The organism is Alteraquisediminimonas sediminicola (genome assembly GCF_019740335.1).
Classification (GTDB): Bacteria; Pseudomonadota; Alphaproteobacteria; order Sphingomonadales; family Sphingomonadaceae; genus Alteraquisediminimonas; species Alteraquisediminimonas sediminicola.
Genome location: NZ_JAHXZS010000001.1, coordinates 770,494 through 793,571, shown reverse-complemented (window position 1 = coordinate 793,571; position 23,078 = coordinate 770,494). Strand labels below are relative to the sequence as shown.

The following is a 23,078-nucleotide window of genomic DNA, read 5'->3' as shown; positions in this document are numbered from 1 at the left end:
CTCCAAACACTGGACAGGCGCGGCCATCATCAGTATCGCGCGAACATGACTGTCCAGCCCCAAGATTCCATCCTGATCGTCGATTTCGGTAGCCAGGTGACGCAGCTTATTGCCCGTCGCGTGCGCGAAGCCGGGGTCTATAGCGAAATCGCTCCGTTCAACGCCGCCGAGGCCGCGTTTAACCGGATGAAACCAAAGGGCATTATCCTGTCCGGCGGCCCGGCCTCGGTCACGGCAGAGGGCAGCCCGCGCGCGCCGCAATGCCTGTTCGATGCGGGCGTGCCGATCCTTGGCATTTGCTATGGTCAGCAAACCATGTCGCACCAATTGGGCGGCAAGGTCGAAGGCGGCGAAAGCGGGGAGTTTGGTCGCGCCTTTATCGAGGTGTCGGAAGATTGCCTGTTGTTCGACGGTCTGTGGGAAAAGGGCAGCCGCCATCAAGTGTGGATGAGCCATGGCGATAAGGTCACGGCCTTTGCCCCCGGCTTCCGTGTGGTCGCGACGACCGAAGGCGCACCGTTTGCGATGATCGCGGATGAAGAGCGCAAATTCTATGGCACCCAATTCCACCCGGAAGTGGTGCATACGCCGGATGGGGCGAAGCTCTTGTCCAATTTCGTCCATAAGGTCTGCGGCCTGAAGGGCGATTGGACCATGGCGGAATTCCGTTCGGTCAAGATCGCCGAAATTCGCGCACAGGTCGGTTCGGGCCGGGTCATTTGCGGTCTGTCGGGCGGCGTCGATTCGGCGGTGGCGGCGGTGCTGATCCATGAAGCGATTGGTGATCAGCTCACCTGCGTATTCGTCGATCACGGTCTGTTGCGGATGAACGAGCGCCAGCAGGTCGAAGAATTGTTCCGCGAACATTATCATATTCCGCTGGTGGTGGTGGATGCCGAGGCTCGCTTTCTCGCGGGGCTGGCGGGCGTTACCGACCCGGAAAAGAAGCGCAAATTCATCGGCGCGGAATTCATCAACGTGTTCGAGGAAGAGGCGAAAAAGATCGGCGGCGCGGATTTCCTCGCCCAAGGCACGCTCTATCCCGATGTCATCGAATCGGTCAGCTTCACCGGCGGACCTTCGGTCACGATCAAGAGCCACCACAATGTCGGCGGCCTGCCTGCCCGCATGAACATGAAGCTGGTCGAACCGTTGCGCGAATTGTTCAAGGACGAAGTGCGCATCTTGGGCCGCGAACTGGGCCTGCCGGAAATCTTTGTCGGTCGTCACCCGTTCCCCGGCCCCGGCCTCGCGATCCGCATGCCGGGCGAAGTGACCAAGGAGCGCTGCGACATTCTGCGCAAGGCCGATGCGGTCTATCTCGACGAAATCCGCAATGCGGGCCTGTATGATGCGATCTGGCAGGCTTTTGCGGTGCTGCTGCCGGTGCGTACCGTCGGCGTGATGGGCGATGGCCGCACTTATGATTATGTGTGCGCGCTGCGCGCCGTGACCAGCACCGATGGCATGACGGCGGACGTTTTCCCGTTCGAATCCGCCTTCCTCAGCCGCGCCTCGACCCGGATCATCAATGAAGTGAAGGGCATCAACCGCGTGGTCTATGACTATACGTCAAAGCCGCCGGGCACGATTGAGTGGGAGTGAGCTAAGCTCACTTCCCATAAACGCGCTGCACACAAGACGGTGACAGTTCAAAAAAACACCGGTCGGCCAAGAGTGCCGACCGGTGTTTTTTGTTGTGTCGCTTATGGATTCAGCACCGTCTCAAGATCTTCGAGATATTTGATCCGTTGTTCGAACAGTTCGAGCTTGCAGGCAAAGGCATTGGCCTCACCCCAGAAACCGCCCGCACCCGGATAGATCGAACAGGCCTTGTCCTTGAACGCATTCCATGCGCGTTGTTCTGCCAGTAAGGCATCGGCCTTATAGCCATCGGCGGCGCGTAATTGCGGGTAATATGTCTTCCAGACCTGATTCAACCGCGCATCCGCTTGTGCGAGTTCGCGTTCGAACCGTGCATAATCTTCGGCATGGACATCATATTGCGCGGTGGCGGGCAGCGCCGGGGCAAGGCTCAGGCCCAACGCCAGAGTCAGCAGGAGGGACTTGCGGAAATGCGTCATAAGCATGCCTTTTCAACAGGATGTGGGTCGAAATCTTGGTGGGGATGTTAACAGCATCGCATTGGCATTGGTCAATATATTCAGTTTGAGCGCAATTCTGATGGGATGTGTTTTCATGACGGCGATCGGCATCACGACTTGCCGGGGGGAGCGTAATTGCTTAAGCGCACATCATCATGACATCGCCCTTAAATGCCGCCCCGCTCAAACCCGAAGATTGCAATACTATGCAGGAGGTACGTGCTGGCGTGAACGCGGTGGACGCGCGGTTGGTGGCGCTGTTGGCTGAGCGTTTCGGCTATATGGCCGCTGCCGCCCGGATCAAGCCGGAACGCGATATGGTCCGCGACGAACCGCGTAAGGCCGAAGTGATCGCGCAGGCGGTGGCGCAGGCCGAGGCGTTGGGCATGCCGGGCAATGTGATCGGCGAGATGTGGGAGACCTTGGTTGAAGGCTCCATCGCCTATGAAATGGCTAGGTTCGACGCCCTTTCAAAGGACTGAGGCGTCACTTAAGCCTTAGCGAAACAGCCCCATCACCTCATAAGCGCGCTTGAGCGTTGGCGCGGCCAAGGCGGCGGCCTTGTCGGCCCCCTTGGCGAGAATCGCATCGATGGCCGCATGATCGTGGCGCAGTTCATTGAAGCGCGTCGTGATCGGGCGCAGGCTTTCGACTGCGATCTCGGCCAGCGCAGGCTTGAACGAACCAAAACCTTGACCTTCAAAGCGGCTGAGAATGACTTGCGCGGCTTCTCCGGACAGCGCCGAATAGATGCCGATCAGATTGCGGGCTTCAGGCCGGTCCGCCAGCTCGTCCATCGTGGCGGGCAGGGGGGCGGGGTCGGTCTTGGCCTTGCGGATCTTCTGGGCGATGGTGTCGGCATCGTCGGTGAGGTTGATCCGGCTCATGTCCGAGGGATCGGATTTCGACATTTTCGACGACCCGTCGCGCAGTGACATCACGCGCGCGGCAGGGCCGGCGATCATCGCTTCCGGCAAAGTGAACAGGTCTGTCTCGAAATCGGTGTTGAACTTTTCCGCCACATCGCGCGCGAGTTCGAGATGCTGACGCTGATCTTCGCCGACCGGCACATGCGTCGCCTGATAGAGCAGCACATCGGCGGCTTGCAGCACCGGATAGGCATAAAGCCCGATCGACATGCCTTCGCGATTTTTACCGGCCTTGTCCTTGAACTGGGTCATGCGATTGAGCCAGCCGATCCGCGCGGTGCAATTGAGCAACCATGCGAGTTCGGCATGGGCCGGGACGCGCGCCTGATTGAACAGCACGGATTTATCGGGATCGACGCCCGATGCGATCAGCGCCGCCGCCATTTCGCGGACATTGGTGCGAAGCTGCGCCGGATCATTATGGACCGTGATGGCGTGCAAATCGGCAAGAAAGAACAGGCATTCCGCCTCGTCTTGCATCTTCACCCATTGCACGATCGCGCCGAGATAATTGCCCAGATGGAGATTGCCCGTGGGCTGAATGCCGGAAACGACGCGCATTATTTATCACTCACTTTTTTGCGACGCAGCAGGATCATCACATCGTCGCGATTCATGCCGCCAATGGCAAACGCCGTCAGCAGATATACCGCGCCGCCAGCGCCCACCACGGTCGAAACGCCGATCAGGCGATGGATGGTCGAGCCGGAGAACCAGTCGGCAAATACGCGTTCCAGCACGATCAGCACAGCGGCCATCAGGGCCGCCGCCACGGCCTGCCGAGCGATACGGCTCCACAGCCAAGGCTGGATGCGGAAATGCCCGCGCTTCGACAGGATGACATAGAGCATCACGCAATTGAGCCATGAACATAGGGCAATCGCGCTCGCCAGCCCATAAATGCCAAAGGGCGGGATCAGGACGAAGTTCAGGACGATATTGGCGAGCAGCACGATCCCGGCGGTCTTCACCGGGGTCTTGGTATCCTTGCGGGCGTAAAAGCCGGGGGTGATGACCTTGACCAGCACATAAGCAGGCAGGCCCGAGACGATGATCGCCAGCACATTGCCGGTGATCCGCGCATCTTCCAGCGTGAAGCGTCCGCCTTGGAACAAGGCCGTGACCAATGGCACCGAGACGACCCACAGGGCAATCGCGGCGGGCAGGGTCAACAGCATCGCCAGTTCAAGCGCCTGCCCTTGGACCTTGGCGGCTTCCTCCGGCTCGTCCTTGTCGATGAAGCGGCTGATCGCGGGCAGGATGGCGGTGCCAAGCGCGGTGCCGATGACCGACAGCGGCAATTGGTTCAGCCGATCCGAATAATTCATATAGGACAGCGAGCCTTCCGGCAGGCGGGTCGCGAAGAATGTATCGATGAACTGTGCCACTTGATACACGCCCGCGCCAAGCGTCGCCGGGATCACCACATTGATGAACTGGCGCACGCCGGGGGTCATTTGCGGCTTGCGCAGGCGCAGCGAAATGCCCGCGCGCCGGGCGGCCCACCATAACAGGCCGGTTTGCAACACGCCGCCAATCGTCACGCCGATGGACAAGGCGTAGGCCGTTTTCGGGCCGCCTTCCGGCACGATGATCAACGCGACGACCATCGCCATGTTGAGCAGCGCCGGGGCAAAGGCGGCGGCGATGAAGCGCGTCATTGAATTGAGTACGCCCGCGAACAGCGACACGAGGCTGATCAACAGCAAATAGGGCATGGTGATGCGGGTGAGGTTGACCGCAAGGTCGAACTTCGCCGGATTATCCACCCATTCCGATGCCAGCGCCCAGACAAAGGCGGGCATGATCAGTTCGAACAGCAGGACGAACGCGAACAGGGACGGGAGGAAGACGCCCAGCACTTCCTCGGAAAATTTGCGCGCATCCTCGATCCCGCCTTCGCGGTGGAGCCGCTGGCTGAACAGCGGCACAAAACCGGCGGAAAACGCCCCTTCGCCGAACAAACGGCGGAAGGTGTTGGGAATGCGGAACGCGAGCTGGAAAGCGTCGGCGGCCATTGTTGCGCCCATGATGCGCGACATCAACATGTCGCGCATAAAGCCGAGGACGCGACTGACCATGGTCAGTCCGCCAATGGTGCCGATCGCTTTGCCAAGTTTCATGATGCGGGCTTACGCGTGCCCGACCGTCTGGTCTTCTTCACCGGCCTGTTCGCCTTGGGCGGCGAGCTGGCTCATGTACAAAGCGGCAAAATCAATCGGTTCGAGCATCAGCGGCGGGAAACCGCCATCGCGCACCGTATCGGCCACGACGCGACGGGCGAAGGGGAACAGGATGCGCGGTGCTTCCGCGAGCAGGAACGGCTGAAGCTGTTCTTCCGGGATGTTGCGGAGCGCGAACAGGCCTGCATAGACCAGTTCGACGGCGAAAGCGGTCTGGCTGCCCGAAACGGCGCGCGCTTCGATCTTGAGCGTCACTTCATGCACATCGTCGCCCACGCTGTCTGCGCCGATGTTAAAGCCGACGCTGATTTCCGGCTGACCCTGCCATTGATAGACATTGGGGGCATTCGGGTTTTCGAAGGACAGGTCCTTCACATATTGCGTAATCACGCCGACCTGCGGTGCGGTGTCTGCGCCATTGGCGAGCGGGGTATCGTTGTTCTGTTCATCGGCCATGTTTGGTTCCTGACGTGCCAAAAAAGGAGTTGTGCCGCGCCTAGCAGGGCGCGAAGCCAAGGGCAATGGGGACCGATCAGCGATCGGTCGGGTGGGTTGAAAATTGCTTGCTGACGCGTGTTTCGATCACGCGTTGCGCAGATACCAGCTATAATCGAGTTCTGGCACCAGTGCGAAGAAGCGTTCCTGCTCGGTCTGTTTGACGATGGCGTACATTTCGACAAAGCGCGCGCCGAGATAGTCCTGCATCAACGCCGATTGCCGGAACTGATCGACCGCGGCAAACCAGTTGGACGGCATTTTCGGGCCGCTGCTTTCGGCTTCATAGCCATTGCCGACCACAGGTGCGCCGGGGTCGATCTGATTGACGATGCCATGATGCATCCCAGCCAGCACGGCGGCGACCGCCAGATAGGGATTGGCATCCGCGCCACACACACGATGTTCGACATGACGGCTGGCAGGCGGCCCGGCAGGAATGCGGAGAGATACCGTGCGGTTGTTGACCCCCCAGGTCGATGCGACCGGGGCATAGCTATTGGCCTTGAACCGGCGATAGCTATTGGCATTGGGGGCGAAAATGGCAAAGCTGTCGCCCAAGGCCGCCTGCATCCCGCCAATCGCATGGCGCAGTAGGTCCGTGCCTTCGGCGGCGTCGCTGGCAAAGGCGTTATGGCCGGTCGCATCTTCCATCGAAATATGGAGATGCATGCCATTGCCCGCGCTTTCGGCAAAGGGCTTGGCCATGAACGTGGCCTCCAGCCCGTGCTTGACCGCCACGCCCTTGACGAGGCGCTTGTACATGATCGCCTCATCACAAGCGCGCAACGCATCCGGGCGATGGCGCAGGGTGATTTCAAACTGGCCTGCGGCATATTCCGAAATCGCCGATTCCAGCGGTATCCCTTGCGCGTCGCAGGCGGTGTAGAGATCGTCGAAAAACGGCTTGAAATCCTCCAGCTCGCGCAGGCCATAGACCTGAATATCGTCCGAGCGATGGGGGTTGCGCAGGCCGCGCGCGGGCTGCAACTGGCCATTGCCGTCCCGCGCCTGATCGACAAGGTAGAATTCAAGCTCCACCGCCACCACCGGGGTGAGGCCAATCGCCATCAGCCGTTCAATCACCTTGCCCAGCACATGGCGCGGGTCCAGATCATGGGCCGTGCCGTCGAGTTCATAAAAGCCGGTCAGAAATTGCGCCGCATCCGGGCCGAGCCAAGGCGCAGGCACCAGACTGCCGGGCAGGGGGCGCAACAGCCGGTCGGCATCGCCATCTTCCCATACCAGCCCGGTTTCCTCGGTGTCCCGCCCGGTAATATCCACCACCGCCGCAGAGCCGGGGAGGTAGCGGCCATTTTCATAGACGCCGATCACCTCATGCCGACGCAGCCTTTTGCCGCGCGGTACCCCGCACATATTGGTGAAGATAATATCCACCGCATCGATATGAGGATGCGCCTCGAAAAACGCAGCGGCTTCGCGCCCATCGGCGATTTGACAGGATATTGAGTTGCTCATGATCGCATGATGCAAGGGATTGGACGGAAAGGCAATCTACCGGATGCAACCCCTGTGAGGGAATTCATCCCGCCCCACCTCCCGCATCGCAAAAAGGGCAGCAACGGTCCACAAGAACTGCTGCTGCCCCCAAGGTTGCGATTGATCCGGGTCGCGGTTCAACCATGAGTTGATACATAGCCGATAATGGTTAATTTTCTATGACCTGAGTCAAAAATTATATTAACTTTATGAATTTTCCGGCTGATTTTCGTCATTTTCGGCAAATCCAACGGGCGTAGGCCATGATGGCGCGACCATTGCCATGGCGCGAAACAGCGTGCCCATCGCCATAGGCGAGGTGAGTCGCTGGCGGGCGGCCTCGATCTCGGCCTGCCGCGCAGGGCTGCGTTTGATCAGGCTGTCGGCGCGCAATTCAATCCCCATCGCGTTCAACCAATCGCCCTGACCGACCGGCCCATGGACATGGACTCCGCGCACATGCGCCGCCACGCCCAATGTCGCGAAATCGACATGGGCGGTGAGATCGGCATCACCCGGCGTATCGAACGGATTGACATAGCCATGCCCGCGCACCGCTTGCAGCGTGTCGCCAATCGCGGGGCCGTGATCATAGCCATAATCGACGATCAGTGCCGCGCCACCTTGCGCCGCCAACCGTTCGCCCAACGCGCCCGCAATCGCGACGGATGCGGGGGAGGTTTCGATGATGCTACCGATGGGCGCGTCTTTCAGATGATCGGGGATGAGGCCGTTCAGCGGCGGGCCATCGACCACCGGCAAAATCAGTCCGTGGCGCACCGTCACCATCCGTTCGAACCAGCCATGCTGGCTATGGACCAATTGCCGTACCGGCAAGGCGTCGAAAAATTCATTGGCGACGACCAGCAACGGGCCGTCATTCGGCAGGGTCGATAGATCGTCATGCCAATGGGCGTCGGGCAACATCGCGCCTTGCGCCTTGCGCAATGTGGGGCTGGTCTCGATAAAATGGATTTGCGGTTCAAGCCCTGCGCGCGCCATTGCGCGCAACGCATCGACCGCGAGCGTCCCGCGTCCCGGTCCCAATTCGACATAATGCACGGTGGCGGGTCGCCCGGCGCGGTCCCACAGATCGGCCAGCCACAGCCCGCATAATTCGCCGAACATCTGGCTGATTTCCGGCGCGGTGATGAAGTCGCCCTCTGCGCCTAGCGGATCGCGCGTGCCATAATAATGGGCGTTCGCGGCGGCCATGAAATAGGCGATGGGCAGCACGCCCTGTGCCTCGATGCTGCGTTTCAGGCGCGTTGCAAAGTCGATCAACGGCACCTGTTGCGGTGATGATTTCTTGTCAGACGACATGGGCCATATCTGCTGCTTTGGCGCGACTCTTGGCGGTCGCGATAAAGTAAATCCCGCCCGCGATCATCGGCACGCACAGGGTCTGGCCCATGCTCAACCCCCAAGACAGATGTTCAAGCCCGCGATCCGGTTGGCGGAAGAATTCGACAATGAACCGCGCCACGCCATAGCCAAGCAGGAACGTGCCGACCAACCGGCCCGGCTGATAGCGCGCATCGGTTTTCCAGAAGGTCCACCACATGAGGAGGAACAGGACAATGCCTTCCAGCCCGGCCTCGTAAAGCTGGCTCGGATGACGGGGCAGGCCATCGCCCGAACCCGGAAAAATAATCGCCCAAGGGACATCCGTCACCCGGCCCCAAAGTTCGCCATTCACGAAATTCGCCAACCGGCCAAGAAACAGCCCGAATGGCGCGCACACCGCGACATAATCATGGACGCGCAGCCAGTTCAGCCCATGTTTGCGGCACATATACACCACCGCCAAGGTGACGCCGAGCATGCCGCCATGAAAGGACATGCCGCCATGCCAGACTTTGAGGACATCGACCGGATTGGCCCACATCGCGGGATCATAAAACAGGGAATAGGCGATCCGCCCGCCGAGCAGAATCCCGATCGTCGCGTAAAAGACGAAGTCATCGGCATGACGTCGTGCCATCGGCGCACCGGGCTGGGCGATCAGGCGCAGCAAATACCACCAGCCGATCATGATCCCGCCGATATAGGCGAGCGAATAATATCTGATCTTGATCAGGCCGAAATCGAACAGGACCGGCGAGAGGCCAAGCTGTTCAAAACGAAGCGCCGACGCGCTGTCGGCCATCAAAGTGGAAATCAAGACCTTACCCTTTACAACATCTGGCGCAAAATCTGGTGCCAAAATCTGACACGTGCCCGCCGTTAGTCGCACCTCTTAAAGCGCAGCACGACCAATGCCAAGCAAGCAAGACGGGGTTTTCGTTCACTTAGGTGCATGAAGATTGAGTCGTTTTCACTTCCCTGAAGGCATTTACCCTTTATGCATCGAACTTAAGGGTGTGTTGGGGGAATTATGGCGAAGCGGCTGACAGTCTATATCCTCATCGGCATGGCGCTTGGCGCGTTGCTGGGGACAGTCCTGCATCATGTTATCGCCGATGTCGCCGGGCGGGCGCAGGTGGCCGATTATTTCGGGATCATCACCGAATTGTTTCTGCGGATGATCAAGATGATCATCGCCCCGCTGATTTTCGCGACTTTGGTGACGGGTATCGCCCATATGGGCGATACCGCCGCGCTGGGCAGGATCGGTTTTCGGACGATGCTGTGGTTTATAGGTGCGACCTTTGTCTCGCTGACCTTGGGGTTGATCCTCGTCAATCTGCTGCAACCGGGGGTGGGTGATATCTCACTGCCCCTGCCACCGCCCGATGCGACCTTGGGACTGGAGCGCAAGGCGTTCGATCTCCATGAATTCATCGTCCATCTCGTGCCAAAGTCGATCATTGAGGCGATGGCGAAAAATGAAATCCTGCCGATTGTCGTGTTTGCCTTGTTCTTCGGGGTCGGCTTGACGGCCATTGGCGACAAGGGCGCACCTATCGTCAAGGGGATGGAATCCTTGGTCGCGGTGATGTTGCAGGTCACCGATTATGTGATGCGCGCCGCGCCATTGGCGGTGTTTGCGGCGATTGCCCATGCGGTGACAGTCAACGGGCTGGGCGTCATGATGACGTTCGGCAAGTTCATGGCCAGCTTCTATTTCGCCATGGGCTGTTTGTGGATCGTGCTGATTGCCGCCGCGATTGTGATGCTGGGGCGGCGCGGGGCCACGCTCATCCGCTATATTCGCGAGCCGGTGCTGGTCGCCTTTGCCACCGCGTCATCCGAAGCCGCCTATCCGCGCACGCTGGAGGCGCTGGACCGCTTCGGTGTCCCGCCGCGCATCGCGAGCTTTGTGCTGCCGCTGGGTTATTCGTTCAACCTTGACGGGTCGATGATCTACATGACCTTCGCGACCATGTTCGTCGCGCAGCTTTACGGCATTGAGATGAGCATGGGCGATCAGATCAGCATGGTGTTGATCCTGATGCTGACCTCCAAGGGCATGGCAGGCGTGCCGCGCGCGAGTCTGGTCGTCATTTCGGCGGTGATGGGCCATTTCGGCATTCCGGAGGCGGGGCTGGTGATGATCCTCGCGGTCGATCATTTCCTCGATATGGGGCGTTCGGCGACGAGCGTGGTCGGCAATGCGGTGGCGACGGCGGTCGTATCGAAATGGGAGGGGGCATTCGATCCTCCGGAGCCACCGGAAATCGAGCCGCCGCATGCGCCAAGCCATCGCGCCGCGCCTTATCCGCCGGAATATTAATTTGAGACTTGGGGGAAGTTTGAGTGGATTATCTATCGCGTAACAGTGACGTTTCGGGGGAAGGACTTCGCCTCGCCTACAGCCATCACCGGGCATCGGGGCCGGATCGTGGGCCGACGATCGTGTTTCTGCTGGGCTATGGATCGGACATGAGCGGCAATAAGGCGATGGCTTTATCGGCGCTGGCCGATTGCGAGGACCGGTCGTTATTGTTGTTCGATTATGCCGGTTGCGGCGCGAGCGAGGGCGCGTTTGAGGAACAGACGCTCGCCGATTGGCGGGATGATGCGATCCATTGCATCACGGCATTGGTCGAGGGGCCGGTATTGCTGGTCGGGTCGTCAATGGGCGGCTGGTTGATGCTGCATGTCGCCTTGGCACTGGGGGACCTTGTGCAGGGGATGATCGGCGTCGCGGCAGCACCTGATTTTACGGACTGGGGTTTTACCCAAGATCAGAAGATGACGATGCTGCAAATGGGCCAGATCGAACAGCCCAATGAATATGGCCCCGAACCGACGGTGACGACGGCGGCATTCTGGAAATCGGGGGAGGCGATGCGCCTGCTCCATGCGCCGATTGCGATTCAATGTCCGGTCACGCTGCTGCACGGGCAGGCCGATCAGGACGTGCCTTGGGAATATTCGGTGCGGCTGGCGAAGATGCTGGACTCGCCAAGGGTCGAGACGATTCTGATCAAGGATGGTGATCATCGCCTCTCCCGCCCGGAGGACATTGCCCGCTTGTTGGGTGCGACCGAATGGATGCTGGAGACGATCCGAGCGGTATAACATTACAATTCTCTAGACGGCTGCGCCGCTTCAGGGCATGGACCGCGCCAGAGTTTTTCAATTCATCAGTGTTTTTTCAACTCAGGAGTATCACATCATGGCTAATGACCTGTTGGTGATGACGCTCGATGGCGGCGATGTCGTTATCAAGCTGCGTCCCGATCTCGCCCCGAACCACGTCGCCCAGATTTCGACGCTGGCAGACGAAGGCTTTTACGATGGCGTCGTGTTCCATCGCGTCATTCCGGGCTTCATGGCGCAGGGTGGTGATCCCACCGGCACCGGCATGAGCGGTTCGCATCTGCCGAACATCGGTCAGGAATTCAGCCGCGAACCGCATGTGCGCGGCGTGTGCTCGATGGCCCGTTCAAGCAACCCGAACAGCGCCAACAGCCAGTTCTTCATCTGCTTTGACGATGCGCGCTTCCTTGACGGTCAGTACACTGTCTGGGGTGTGGTCGAATCCGGCATGGAACATGTCGATGCCCTGCCCAAGGGCGAACCGCCCGCCAATCCGGGCAAGATCATCAAGGCCCGGACCAAAGCTTCGGCGTAATTTGATAAAAAACCCCTTACCAGAAGGTAAGGGGTTTTTTATTTGCCCCGCGTTTTTGTTAGCCCTCGTTTTGTTTGGCCCTCAAGCGCCGGGCGGCAGCATTCGCTGCCTTGGCTACGCGCCAATAAGGCGCGGCGGCCGTTCGGCCTTGCGACGCGATGCCGCCGTTGGTGGCAACTTCCCAGCGCAGTCTTTACCTACTGATCTTCGCCACCAGTTCGACATGGGTGGACCAGCGGAACTGCCCGACCGGCTGCACCCAATCGAGCGTGTAACCGGCATCCAACAAGGGCCGGATGTCGCGCGCAAAGGTCGCGGGGTTGCAGGAAATCGCGGCGATCACGGGCACGTTGCTTTTCGCCAGTTCGACCATTTGCAAGGCAGCGCCTGCGCGTGGCGGGTCGATGACCACGGCATCCAGCCCCTTTAATTCATCCTGCATCAACGGATTGCGGAACAGATCGCGATGCTGGACCTTGATATGCCGCCGCGCGCGATTGGCGGCCTGTTGCAATGCCATCGCCGCATCGCGCGCGCCTTCGGCGGCGATTACATGGGCATGTTCGGACAAGGGCAGGGCAAAGGTGCCGATCCCGGCGAACAGATCGGCGATATTTTCTGCGCCTGCGCAAATGTCGGTGACTGCTGCGACCAATGCCGCCTCGCCATCAAGCGTCGCTTGCAGGAACGGATTGACCGGCAGGCCGACCGCGACACCGCTCAAGGTGATGGTGGCGGGTTCCGGTTCCCAGCGCATTTCCGGGCCATAGCCTTCATCCAGCGCCAGCCGTGCGAGCTTATGCTGCTTGGCAAAGTCCGTCAGGCCCTCGGCGGCTTCCAGTCCTTCCACCTCGAACTTGCCCATCAGCACGGCAATGCCCTGATCGGCGCGATCAAGCTGGATCGTCGCCGCACCGCGCGGCGGCATGATCTTGGCCAGCAGCTTTTTCAACGGGGCAATCATATCCCAGATGACCGGGTCCATGACCGGGCACATGCTGATGTCGACCAATTTGTTGCTGCCCTTTTCAAGGAAGCCAAGCCGCAGATTATGGCCGCGCCGTTCCGCATGCAGGGTGACGCGCCGCCGCGCCCCCGCCGGGGACAGGATCGGCGCGCGGATTTCAGGGGGCGTGATGCGTTGCGATTTCAGCGCATCGCGGATCCGCGCTTCCAGATATTCGGCATAGGTTTCATCATCGACATGCTGCAATTGGCAGCCGCCGCATGCGGGGAAATGCTTGCACACCGGCTCCACATGATGCGGGCCGGGGATGAGCTTGGCATCGAAGGTGACCATATCGCCGGGGGCGGACAGCGGAATACCGCGGCCGGATTCCGTCATGCCATCGCCGCGCGCGGCAAGGCGGATGATCAACTCATCCGGCAGTTCATCGTGCTGGTCGTCATTAGCGTCGTTATTCAGTTCATCGGTCATTTCATGTGTCATTCGGTAAGGCACGCCGCATAGGCGCGCGGTAAGGCGGCGATCAGATCGTCCGCGATCAATAATGGTCCGGCGATCCGTGCGGCCTCGCCATGCAGCCATTGCGCTGCACAGGCCGCTTCAAAGGCATCCAGCCCGGTCGCGAGCAGTCCGGCAGTCAGGCCCGCCAGCACATCGCCGGTCCCTGCGGTCGATAGCCAATGGCTCGCATCGGGCGCAATCACCGCCCGGCCATCGGGCGCGGCGATGACGCTATCTGCACCCTTCAATACGACCACCGATCCGGCGCGGGCGGCGGCGGCGCGGGTGCGTTCGACCTTCGATCCCGGCAGCATGCCGAACAGATGGTTGAACTCGCCTTCATGCGGGGTGAGGATGACCGGGGCATGGCGGCTGGCCAGCCCATCCAGATCATGGGCCGACATCAGCATCAACGCATCGGCATCCAGCACCAAAGGCCGGGGAGAGGCCAAGATCTGGTCCAGCCAGCACCGCGCGGCCTCATCCCGGCCAAGGCCGGGACCGATCAGCACGGCATTGAGGCGTTCATCCTTCAGCCAATGATCGGCGCTGTCATCGACGGTTCGGATGATGGCATGGGGCAGGGCCAAGGGGGCAGGCGTCGGCGTCACCAGCCGGACATAGCCCGCACCTGACCGTGCCGCCGCCATTGCCGCCAAGGCCGATGCCCCCGCCATTTCGCCGCCGAAAATCAGCGCATAGCCGCGCTTATATTTATAACTGCCGGGGCCGGGGGTGATGAGGCGCGGCTGGCGCAGGCTATGCAATTGCGATGCGCCGCCAAGGCCGATCTCGCCGACCCGCACCATGCCGCATATATGTGCGCCGGGTTGCAGGAGGTGGCCGGGCTTCAGACAGCCAAGCGCGATGGTGAGGTGAAAATGCGGGACTTGGCCGAACATCGCGCCATCATCGCTGCCGATGCCGCTCGGCACATCGATGGCGACACGGAAGCTGGCGGCGGCAGCCAAATCGCGCAGCCGTTGCTGCGGCATGTCATCAAGGGCGCGGGCAAGCCCGGTGCCGAACAGGCCATCCACCAATAAGGCGGCGGGTTGGGCGGTTTCCAGCGGTTCGACCGGGCCATTCCAGCGTTCACGCGCCAAGGTCGCGGCCTCGCTCTTGGGTTGGCCAAGGGCCGCGACCCGGACCGGCCAGCCGCGTTCCCGCAACAGGCGGGCGACGACATAGCCATCCCCGCCATTATTGCCGGGGCCGCACAGAACCAACGCCTCTTTGATCGGGCGATAGCGGCAGATCGCGTCCGCCACCTGTTTGCCCGCCAATTCCATCAGGTCGATTACCGCCACGCCGCGCACGAAGATGGCCTGTTCGGCCATGCGGGTTTCATCCGCGGTGAGAATAGCCAAGGGAGCCGGTGTCAGGGAAGCGTTGCCCGAAGTCATGATATTCGGCACCTCCATGGGCCAGGCGGTTTCCAGAAACATGCCATATCGCGCCTAAGGGCCATTCGTCCAGCATTGTTGGATCAAGCCCCGCTGGATCAAGCGACTTTCGCGTTAAAGAATTTTTTGCATCACCCCGATTTCATTTACCATATCGCCGCAGAGTTATGGCAAAGGGCGTTTCATGGACAGACTTGCATCACCCACATTGACCATCATCGTGCCCGTCAAGGATGAAGAGGACGGCATCGCGCCCTTTGTCGCGCGGGTTGGCCCGATCCTCGATGCCGTGCCGACGGTGGATCAATGGGAAATCCTGTTCATCGACGATGGCAGCCTTGATGCGACCATGGCGGCGATCCTTGTCGCCAATCAGCAGGAACCCCGCGTGCGGGCGATTTCCTTGTCGCGCAATTTCGGTAAGGAAGCGGCCTTGTCCGCAGGTCTCGATCATGCGCAGGGGCAAGCGGTGATCCCGATCGACGTCGATTTGCAGGATCCGCCCGAGGTCATTGGCGAGATGGTCGCCAAATGGCGTGACGGGTTCGAGGTCGTCTATGGCGTGCGCCGCAATCGCGAAAGCGACAGCCTGCCGAAAAGGCTGACGGCGGATTTGTATTATCGCGCGCATAATTGGTTGTCGGCGGACAAGATTCCCGAACATGCGGGTGATTTCCGCTTGCTCGATCGCAAGGTCGTGGATGTGATCTGCCGCATGCCGGAACGCAATCGCTTCATGAAGGGGCTGTTTGCCTGGTCCGGCTTTCGTCAGGCGGCGGTGGAATATGATCGGGTTGAGCGCACCATCGGCACGACCAAATTTCGCTATTGGAAATTGTGGACGCTGGCGCTGGACGGCATCACCTCGGCATCCACCGTGCCGCTTCGGGTGTGGAGTTATGTCGGCGGCGTGATCGCGATGTTGTCGTTGGTCTATGCGGCCTATGTGGCTATTCACACGCTTGTATCTGGCGTGGATGTGCCGGGCTATGCGTCGATGATGGTCGCGATTCTGTTCTTTGGCGGGCTGCAATTGCTGTCATTGGGCATATTGGGCGAATATGTGGGTCGCATTCTGACCGAGACCAAGCAGCGGCCGATTTATGTGGTGCGCGATCAAATCGGCATGGGGGATCATTGATGGAACGCGCAGCCTATGATCGCATGGCCGAAATCGACGGCGCGCATTGGTGGTTTTCTGCCCGGCGCGACATCATCATCGACCTTATTCGCAAGCGGGTGAAGCTCAAACCGGCTGCCAAGATTTTGGAGGTCGGCTGCGGCACCGGTTCGAATATCGCGATGTTGCAGCAATTCGGCACGCTCGATGCGCTGGAACCGGATGAGGGCGCGCGCGACCTCGCATCGGCGCGCTCAGGTCTTGAAATCAAGGGCGGTTTCCTGCCGCAAGATGGCGGCAATATCCCCGATGCGGCCTATGACATGATCGTGCTGCTCGATGTGCTGGAACATATTCCGCAGGACGGCCCGGCGCTCAAGGTATTGCGGGAAAAGCTCGCGCCGGGTGGCAAGATGCTGCTGACGGTCCCGGCCATGCCATGGCTGTGGAGCGCGCATGACGCGGTCCACCATCATCAGCGCCGCTATACCCGCGCGGCCTTACGTCAGGTGATGGAAGAGGCGGGCTTTCGCATCAGCTTTATCAGCTATTTCAACACGTTTCTATTCCCGGCGGTGGTCGCCGCCCGCGCCCTTGGCAAATTGACCGGGCGCGAGGGCGGGGATGATGCGATGCCGGGCACGCTGGTCAATAATGTGCTGAAACGCTTGTTTTCCAGTGAGCGTCACTGGCTGGCGCGCGGGTCATTCCCTGCTGGCGTATCGCTCGCCTGCGTGGCCGAGCCGATCCGGTAAAGCGCGCCGCTGGTCTTGCCCTGCCAGATAAGGGTCAGACCTTTGTCATCGACCGGCAGGCGTTCCGGTGGAAAGTCGATCAGCCAGAGATAGTCATAGGCCCGGCGCGGAAATCCGGTCATGGCCTGCGCATATGTCTGTTCTTCGCTAACACCGTTGTAGGTGGGGCAGAATCCGGGGCGTGCGATCTGGCTCGGATTGACGGCCCATTTCCCTGCTGCCGGATAATGGACGCGGAGCAATTGCGCCCCGGTCATTTCCCATTGGTCGTTGACAAACGCATCGCGTCTGACAGTCGCCATCGACGATAGATGGTCCATGCGGCTGGTGTCCCAATTGCGCTGACACGGCATGTTGATGAGGGAGAAGACCCGGCTATTGCGCGGTACATGGGGGAGCGCCTCCAATTGCCGAGCATATTGCCGGTCGAGCGCGATGAAATGCTGTGCGCTTATCCCTGTCCGCAGCAGGAAAAAACCAAGGGCAAACAGCGCCAGCATCTGTTGCGTGCGTGGCGTTAAATGGCTGGTGGAGATCCCGATGACACCGATTGCCAACAAGAATGGCGCAAGGCGCATGTCCGCATAGTCCGAGCCGAGCAATATGCGCGGCATGCAGATATAGGCGATTGCCAGTGCCGCCGTTGTCCGTCCCAGCATGGCCTGCATCCGCAATCCATGCCGCCGCGCCGCCGCATAGATCAACGCGATCAAAATGAACACCGACCCGGCATCAAGCCACATAAACCGGTCACGCAAGGTAAAGGACAGCCAAATCATCTTGAGGGTGAGATTGAACCATTCTGCCGTGGCGACCGTCATGCCATTGTCGTGCCATATCGCCATGAGCAGCAATGGCGGCAATAAAGGCAGGCTGTGCAGCGCTGCTGTCAATATCCTGCGTAGCCCCGCTTTGTGCCATTCATGGACGAAGACAAGCAGGCCCAACAGCCCCCAGCCATAGATATGCGCGACCCATAAGAGGAGCCCGATCGGCATGAACAGCGCAGCACGCCACCGATATTGTCCCAGCCGGTCCATCCGCAACCACAGGCCAAAGGCCAATAACGCAAGGCTGGTCGAAAGGGTGAAGTTGATAAAGCCGAAATGCAGCGGATAGCCGATACTGAGCGGCAAGGCGAAGGCGGCGGTCGCGGGCAGGCGACCATGCGCTTCGCGAGCGATCCATAACAGTCCCGCCACCGTCATCATGGGAATGGCGATGACAATGGCCTTGATCAATGGCTCCAGCCCAAAGATCGGGGCGAAGGTCTGCATCAGCACATCCACGCCGAGATTGGCGATCAGTGACCAGTGAACATCATAATAATGCTGGAAAAAAGTGCTGGAATCGATGCCGAGCTGAATGCGGTAGCGTCCCATATGACCCATGAGGTCCACCAGCGGCGGCAGCGCGGGCCACCAAAAAGGAAGGCCCGATAACAGGGTCAGCAACAGGCCATAAGGGCGGCTTTGCCAATATGGCAGATGGATACGCGGCACCAAGATACTCTGTGTAAGCAACCAATGATGCGGCGACAACTATCAGAGATAGAAGGATGTTTCCAGTTGATCTTCGTCGCCGAATATTACCTGCTGACGGGTGGGCCATGCCCTATGGACCTAACGCTTGCCTGCGTGGTCGATCCGATAGAGCGCGCCGCTGGTCTTGCCCTGCCAGACAAGGGTCAGGTCCTTGTCCTCGACCGGCAGGCGTTCCGGCGGGAAGTCGATCAGCCAGAGATAATCATAGGCTGCGCGGGGAAATTGCGCCATCGCCTGCTCGTATGTGTTGCCGCCCGGATGGGGGCAATGCGTGGGCCGGGCGATCTGGGTCGGGTCGGCCACCCATTTGCTGCCCGCCGGATAATGGACGCGGAGCAACTGCGCCCCCGCCATTTCCCATTGGTCGTTGACAAAGGCCCCGCGTCGGACCGTCGCCATGGAGGAGAGATGGTCCATCCGGCTGGATGTCCATTGGCGCTGACAGGGCAGGCTGATCTGGGCAAATACCCGTTGATCACGTGGCAAATGTGGCAGCGCCGCCAATTGCTGATCATATCGCCGGTCGAGATCGATGAAATGATCGGTGATGAGGCCGGTGCGGGCCAAGAAAAATCCAAGCGCGAGCAAGGCAATCGCCTTTTGCGCGCGGGAGGATAAATGGCTGGCATCGACACCGATCACCCCGATCGCCAGCATAATCGGTGCCAGCCGCATATCCGCATAGGCCGAACCCAGCAGGATGCGCGGGATGCAGAGATAGGCGATGATCAGCATCAATGTCGCCAGCCCCAGCATCGGCTGCATACGCAAGACGTGCCTGCGCCCGGCGGCATAGATCAAGGTCACCAGCAGGATGACACTGCCAATGTCGAACCACATATAACGGTCGCGCAGCGCCGCCGACAGCCATGCCAGCTTGGCGTTGAAGTTGAACCAGTCGGCAGTGCCGCCCGCAGCCCCGTCGCCGCGCCAGATCATCATCAGCACGAACGGCGGTGCCAGCGGCAGGCAATTGGTGGCCGCCGCCATGATCCGCCGCCAACCGGCCCAATGACCTTTATCGGCGTGCCATTCATGGGCGAATACCAGCAGGCCCAACAGCCCCCAGCCATAAATATGCGCGACCCACAAGATGATCCCGATGGGAACGAACAGCACGGCGCGACGTTTTAAATGCCCCAGCCGTCCCAGCCGCAGCCACAGGCCAAAGGCCAATAACGCAAGGCTGGTCGAAAGCGCGAAGTTGATGAACCCGAAATGCAGCGGATAGCCGTAACTGAGCGGCAGCGCGAAGGCGGCGGCGGCGGGCAGGCGGCCATGGGCTTCGCGGGCAATCAATAACAATCCGGCGACCATGATCATCGGGATTGCGATGACAATCGCCTTGACCATGGGTTCCAGCCCGAACAAAGGCGCGCCCAATTCCACGAGCAGATCGACGCCCAAATTGGCGATCAATGCCCAGTGAAAATCATAATATTGCTGAAAAAACGGGTTGGATGCGATGTCGAGCTGAATGCGATAGCGCCCCATATGGCCGAGCAGGTCCACCAGCGGCGGCACATTGGGCCACCAGAAGGGCAGACCCCCCAACAAGATCAGCGTCAGGGCATAAATGCGGCGTTGCCACCAGGGCGTATCATGAGGTTGCATTATTCTACTCGGTACAGATGAAATGCGGGGCTGGTGCGGACCGGCGTCAGCCAAGACGGGCCTTTGCCCGCAAGAAGTCGCTCTTGAAAGCCTGCAGGCGCGCGATCCTTGTAAATGCCATGCTCGTTAAGGCCGGGGCAAATCAGGATATAATTGATGTGATGGGCGCGGGTAAAGGCGCGGGCCATCTCATCCGTCCCGGCAAAGGCGATCATCGTGGCGGCAATCGCCTTGCCATTGCGGTGATAGGGACCCGCAACGGCGCGGTGGTGGCTATGGGCCAGCAGCATCGGCGCAAAGTCGATCGCGGTCATGAAATTGGCCGGGGGCAGGGCATCAAGCGCAGCAATGGCATCGGGGCGCAGACAGGCATCGGCATTGGTTTCCTGCTGCTGCACCGCCTTTGTTTCGACTTTATGCGTGAGTTGCACGATCATGAGCCGCGCGATCACGCCCGATACCAGCCCCAATAAGGCGACCGTGCCCAAGACCCTGATCAGCACCGAAGGCGAGGCGACCAGCCGGGTGCGTCCTGCCGACATCAGCGCCGCCGCGCCCGGAATGGCGAAGAGTTGCGCGGGGATGCCTGCGCGGATCGACAGGGTGCACAAGATGATCGAGGCGAAGCCGATCAGCAAGATCACCGCCCATGCGCGGCGACGTTCATCGCGGTTCTGCCACCAACTCCATGCCGCACCGCCCAGACCGATCAGCGGGAACGCCAGCATCGAATAGGCGGTTTCGCGATCATGCAGCCATAAAGGCACGGCCTCGGCCACGCCATTGAGCCACAGCCGTCGTGCATCGGGGTCAATCGCCCGATAGGGATCGGTGATGCACTCAACGCCACCACTTGCGAACAAAGCGGCCAACGCCACGCTGCCCGCCAGCACGGCCAAGACCGCCCGCATGCCCCAATGCCGCGCACGCACCAATGATGCCGCCAACAGGGCGGCGCTACCCGCCAGCACCGCCGGGAAATAGGCGTTGGTCAATTGGTCGCACAGGCCGGAATTCCGGCCCGCAGGCGGGATGAATAGCCACAGGCCAAGCGTCGTCACCCCCGCAATGCCGATGGCGAGACCGCGCACGCGCACCTGTTCCTTGGCATCGATGATCCAGAAGATGACCGCGCAACCCGCGCCAATGGCGAGATAGGGCAGCATTTCCACCCCGATCACCAGTGACGCGGATAAGGCCGCCCCGGCGATCAGGCCGCCGCGCAGGGCATGTGGCGCCATCAACCCCCACAACATCAAGACAAGCATCAGCAATTGCGCGCCATGATGATCGATGCGGAGCGGACTCATCATCTGGACGACGGGCGCGGCCATCATCAACAGCACCGCCGGCCAGCCCCAAGCGGACGGCCCGATGGCGCGTCGCGCTATCGCGGCGAAGCTGGCAATGGTCGCGCCAAGGATCAGCAGCGGCACAAAGGCCGTCGCAATTTTTTCCGCTATCATCGTGCCGGTGAGCGGCGCGCATAAAGAGATCAGCAGGGCATAAGGGATATCGACCAGCCGGGTCCAATGGATGTCGGCCCCCAATGGCGGATCGAGCCGATATTGCCGGAGGTCGAACCAGCCTTGCCCGCCCAGCCAATCACGAATCTGGACAAGGCGCAGATTGTCATCAGTATCGGACAATTGCAGCGTGTTGATTTCAGGCCAATATTGGACCAGCAGAAAAAGCGCGCACGCCGTCCATATCAGCAGCATTCTGCCTAGAATCGAAGCATCATCCGGCGCACATTCGGCAGGATGGCTATCCTGCGGGGTTACGCCTGTTCCAGCGTGCATTGCAGGGGATGCTGATGCTGTCGCGCGAAATCCATCACCTGACTGACTTTGGTTTCCGCCACTTCATAGCTGAACACCCCACAGACGCCGACGCCCTTTTGATGGACCTGCAACATCACGCGGGTCGCTTCGTCCATGTTCATCCGGAAAAAATGCTGGAGGACATGCACCACGAATTCCATCGGGGTGTAATCGTCATTGAGCATCAGCACCTTGTACATCGAAGGCTTTTGCGTCTTGGTCCGCGTCTTGGTCGCGACGCCGCTGGAACTGCCGCCATCTGGGCCGCCATCGGAATCGTGTTTGCGCCGGGTCATGACTGTTGGTGACTTCATGCGCGCGACGATATGGCAAAGCCCTGCACCGGGGCAAGGGGCGCAAGCCGTGTCGATGCGAAAAAACTTGGAGGACGCTTGGGCAAAAAAAAAGCCCCTCCGCCAGTATGAAACCGGGGGAGGGGCATTTTTTGTCGTTAGCCTGCGGTGAAGCAGGGCCTGTTCATCAGAACCGCAATGGGCTCATTAGAACGGGAGGGTCGACTTGAACTTTTCGACATTGACCGAATAACGGGTCGAAATCGGGGCAATCACTTCGCCAGCGAACTTCAGCAGCGTTTCCGAACCCTTGGTCGCTTCCTTCATCGCCGATTCCATCGTCGACTTGGCGAAGTTGGTCTGGAGCGCGAAGAATTCAGCCGGGGTCTTGGCAGCGGCGAATTCCTTGAATGCAGCCGAAGCCGATTCGAAAGCGGTCTTGCCATATTCGGCAGCTTCCTTGGCCAGTGCTTCGCTGCCCTTGGCGGCGATCTTGCCTGATTCGACCAGTGCTTCAACGTTGGCCTTGGTCATTTCGGTCAGGTCAGCCATTACTTTCGTACCTTTTTCCATCGCGTCTTTCGCCTTTTCGTTAATTTGACCAAAAGCAGCCTGTGCCTTTTCGACATTGGCTTCGATCAGCTTTTCTGCGCCTGCAAAATTCTTGGTAGCCATGATATTCGTCCTTCCCGGTGAAACCGATCTGGCTCGTCAGTCCGGCGGAACATTGCCGTTGCTTGAACGTTGGAGCCCTATGCTGCATTGCAACATAACACTCTATACCGGTTTTTCAAGACAAAAATGTTGCAGCGCACAAAAT

21 protein-coding genes are annotated in these 23,078 nt (G+C 60.1%); 7 read left to right on the top strand and 14 right to left on the bottom strand.

Going from position 1 to position 23,078, the window contains the following annotated elements; genetic code table 11:
* Positions 1-45: 45 nt before the first annotated feature.
* Positions 46-1,605 (top strand): glutamine-hydrolyzing GMP synthase, encoded by a 1,560-nt coding sequence (gene guaA, locus K6117_RS03960; RefSeq protein WP_221792413.1) that lies wholly within the window; start codon positions 46-48, stop codon positions 1,603-1,605.
* A 101-nt stretch (positions 1,606-1,706) separates the two neighbouring features.
* On the opposite strand, the gene K6117_RS03955 is transcribed toward guaA, so the two are convergent.
* The gene (locus K6117_RS03955) at positions 1,707-2,084 is read right to left on the bottom strand and encodes a lysozyme inhibitor LprI family protein (RefSeq protein WP_221792412.1); all 378 of its coding nucleotides are present in this window, start codon (positions 2,082-2,084) and stop codon (positions 1,707-1,709) included.
* Between the two features lie 176 nt (positions 2,085-2,260).
* On the opposite strand from K6117_RS03955, the gene K6117_RS03950 reads away from it, so the two are divergent.
* Positions 2,261-2,587 carry a chorismate mutase gene (locus tag K6117_RS03950; protein WP_221792411.1) on the top strand — a complete coding sequence of 109 codons (327 nt, stop codon included), beginning with the start codon at positions 2,261-2,263 and terminating at the stop codon, positions 2,585-2,587.
* 15 nt (positions 2,588-2,602) lie between these two features.
* Here K6117_RS03950 and trpS read toward each other — a convergent pair whose 3' ends face one another.
* From trpS to lgt, 6 genes are all read right to left on the bottom strand, one after another.
* Entirely contained in the window at positions 2,603-3,595 is a 993-nt protein-coding gene (gene trpS / locus K6117_RS03945; RefSeq protein WP_221792410.1) for a tryptophan--tRNA ligase, read from the bottom strand.
* The gene (gene murJ, locus K6117_RS03940; RefSeq protein ID WP_221792409.1) at positions 3,595-5,157 is read right to left on the bottom strand and encodes a murein biosynthesis integral membrane protein MurJ; all 1,563 of its coding nucleotides are present in this window, start codon (positions 5,155-5,157) and stop codon (positions 3,595-3,597) included. Before murJ ends, trpS begins: the two co-directional genes overlap by 1 nt.
* 9 nt (positions 5,158-5,166) lie before the next feature.
* The gene (gene secB / locus K6117_RS03935) at positions 5,167-5,673 is read right to left on the bottom strand and encodes a protein-export chaperone SecB (RefSeq protein WP_221792408.1); all 507 of its coding nucleotides are present in this window, start codon (positions 5,671-5,673) and stop codon (positions 5,167-5,169) included.
* 126 nt (positions 5,674-5,799) lie between these two features.
* Complete coding sequence (locus K6117_RS03930; RefSeq protein WP_221792407.1) at positions 5,800-7,191, bottom strand: glutamine synthetase family protein; 1,392 nt, start codon at positions 7,189-7,191, stop codon at positions 5,800-5,802.
* A gap of 228 nt (positions 7,192-7,419) precedes the next feature.
* Positions 7,420-8,535 carry a class I SAM-dependent methyltransferase gene (locus K6117_RS03925; RefSeq protein WP_221792406.1) on the bottom strand — a complete coding sequence of 372 codons (1,116 nt, stop codon included), beginning with the start codon at positions 8,533-8,535 and terminating at the stop codon, positions 7,420-7,422.
* Positions 8,525-9,376, bottom strand: a complete 852-nt coding sequence (lgt, locus tag K6117_RS03920) for a prolipoprotein diacylglyceryl transferase (RefSeq protein WP_221792405.1) — start codon at positions 9,374-9,376, stop codon at positions 8,525-8,527. Before lgt ends, K6117_RS03925 begins: the two co-directional genes overlap by 11 nt.
* A gap of 213 nt (positions 9,377-9,589) precedes the next feature.
* On the opposite strand from lgt, the gene K6117_RS03915 reads away from it, so the two are divergent.
* The 3 genes from K6117_RS03915 (at position 9,590) to K6117_RS03905 (ending at position 12,235) form a co-directional block, all read left to right on the top strand.
* A complete protein-coding gene (locus tag K6117_RS03915) occupies positions 9,590-10,888 on the top strand; it encodes a dicarboxylate/amino acid:cation symporter (RefSeq protein ID WP_221792404.1) in 1,299 nt (432 codons plus the stop codon).
* A gap of 23 nt (positions 10,889-10,911) precedes the next feature.
* Positions 10,912-11,679: an alpha/beta fold hydrolase gene (locus K6117_RS03910; protein WP_221792403.1), complete on the top strand. Its 768-nt coding sequence runs from the start codon at positions 10,912-10,914 to the stop codon at positions 11,677-11,679.
* 97 nt (positions 11,680-11,776) lie between these two features.
* Positions 11,777-12,235, top strand: a complete 459-nt coding sequence (locus K6117_RS03905) for a peptidylprolyl isomerase (protein ID WP_221792402.1) — start codon at positions 11,777-11,779, stop codon at positions 12,233-12,235.
* A 193-nt stretch (positions 12,236-12,428) separates the two neighbouring features.
* Here K6117_RS03905 and K6117_RS03900 read toward each other — a convergent pair whose 3' ends face one another.
* Positions 12,429-13,673 carry a class I SAM-dependent RNA methyltransferase gene (locus K6117_RS03900; RefSeq protein WP_221792401.1) on the bottom strand — a complete coding sequence of 415 codons (1,245 nt, stop codon included), beginning with the start codon at positions 13,671-13,673 and terminating at the stop codon, positions 12,429-12,431.
* An 8-nt stretch (positions 13,674-13,681) separates the two neighbouring features.
* A complete protein-coding gene (locus K6117_RS03895) occupies positions 13,682-15,073 on the bottom strand; it encodes an NAD(P)H-hydrate dehydratase (protein ID WP_343211737.1) in 1,392 nt (463 codons plus the stop codon).
* A gap of 220 nt (positions 15,074-15,293) precedes the next feature.
* Here K6117_RS03895 and K6117_RS03890 point away from each other — a divergent pair, with 220 nt between their 5' ends.
* Together K6117_RS03890 and K6117_RS03885 are read left to right on the top strand one after the other, a co-directional pair.
* On the top strand, positions 15,294-16,250 hold the full coding sequence (locus K6117_RS03890) for a glycosyltransferase family 2 protein (protein ID WP_221792399.1): 957 nt from the start codon (positions 15,294-15,296) through the stop codon (positions 16,248-16,250).
* Positions 16,250-16,984, top strand: coding sequence for a class I SAM-dependent methyltransferase (locus K6117_RS03885; RefSeq protein WP_221792398.1), 735 nt, complete (start codon positions 16,250-16,252; stop codon positions 16,982-16,984). The genes K6117_RS03890 and K6117_RS03885 overlap by 1 nt, the downstream gene beginning before the upstream one ends.
* Here K6117_RS03885 and K6117_RS03880 read toward each other — a convergent pair.
* From K6117_RS03880 to K6117_RS03860, 5 genes are all read right to left on the bottom strand, one after another.
* Positions 16,915-18,486, bottom strand: a complete 1,572-nt coding sequence (locus K6117_RS03880) for a hypothetical protein (protein WP_221792397.1) — start codon at positions 18,484-18,486, stop codon at positions 16,915-16,917. The genes K6117_RS03885 and K6117_RS03880 overlap by 70 nt on opposite strands.
* Positions 18,487-18,606: 120 nt before the next feature.
* A complete protein-coding gene (locus tag K6117_RS03875) occupies positions 18,607-20,142 on the bottom strand; it encodes a hypothetical protein (protein ID WP_221792396.1) in 1,536 nt (511 codons plus the stop codon).
* Complete coding sequence (locus tag K6117_RS03870) at positions 20,142-21,944, bottom strand: AcrB/AcrD/AcrF family protein (RefSeq protein WP_221792395.1); 1,803 nt, start codon at positions 21,942-21,944, stop codon at positions 20,142-20,144. Before K6117_RS03870 ends, K6117_RS03875 begins: the two co-directional genes overlap by 1 nt.
* On the bottom strand, positions 21,923-22,261 hold the full coding sequence (clpS, locus tag K6117_RS03865) for an ATP-dependent Clp protease adapter ClpS (protein ID WP_246604796.1): 339 nt from the start codon (positions 22,259-22,261) through the stop codon (positions 21,923-21,925). The genes K6117_RS03870 and clpS overlap by 22 nt, the downstream gene beginning before the upstream one ends.
* Positions 22,262-22,465: 204 nt before the next feature.
* Positions 22,466-22,933 carry a phasin family protein gene (locus tag K6117_RS03860; RefSeq protein WP_221792393.1) on the bottom strand — a complete coding sequence of 156 codons (468 nt, stop codon included), beginning with the start codon at positions 22,931-22,933 and terminating at the stop codon, positions 22,466-22,468.
* Positions 22,934-23,078: the final 145 nt, after the last annotated feature.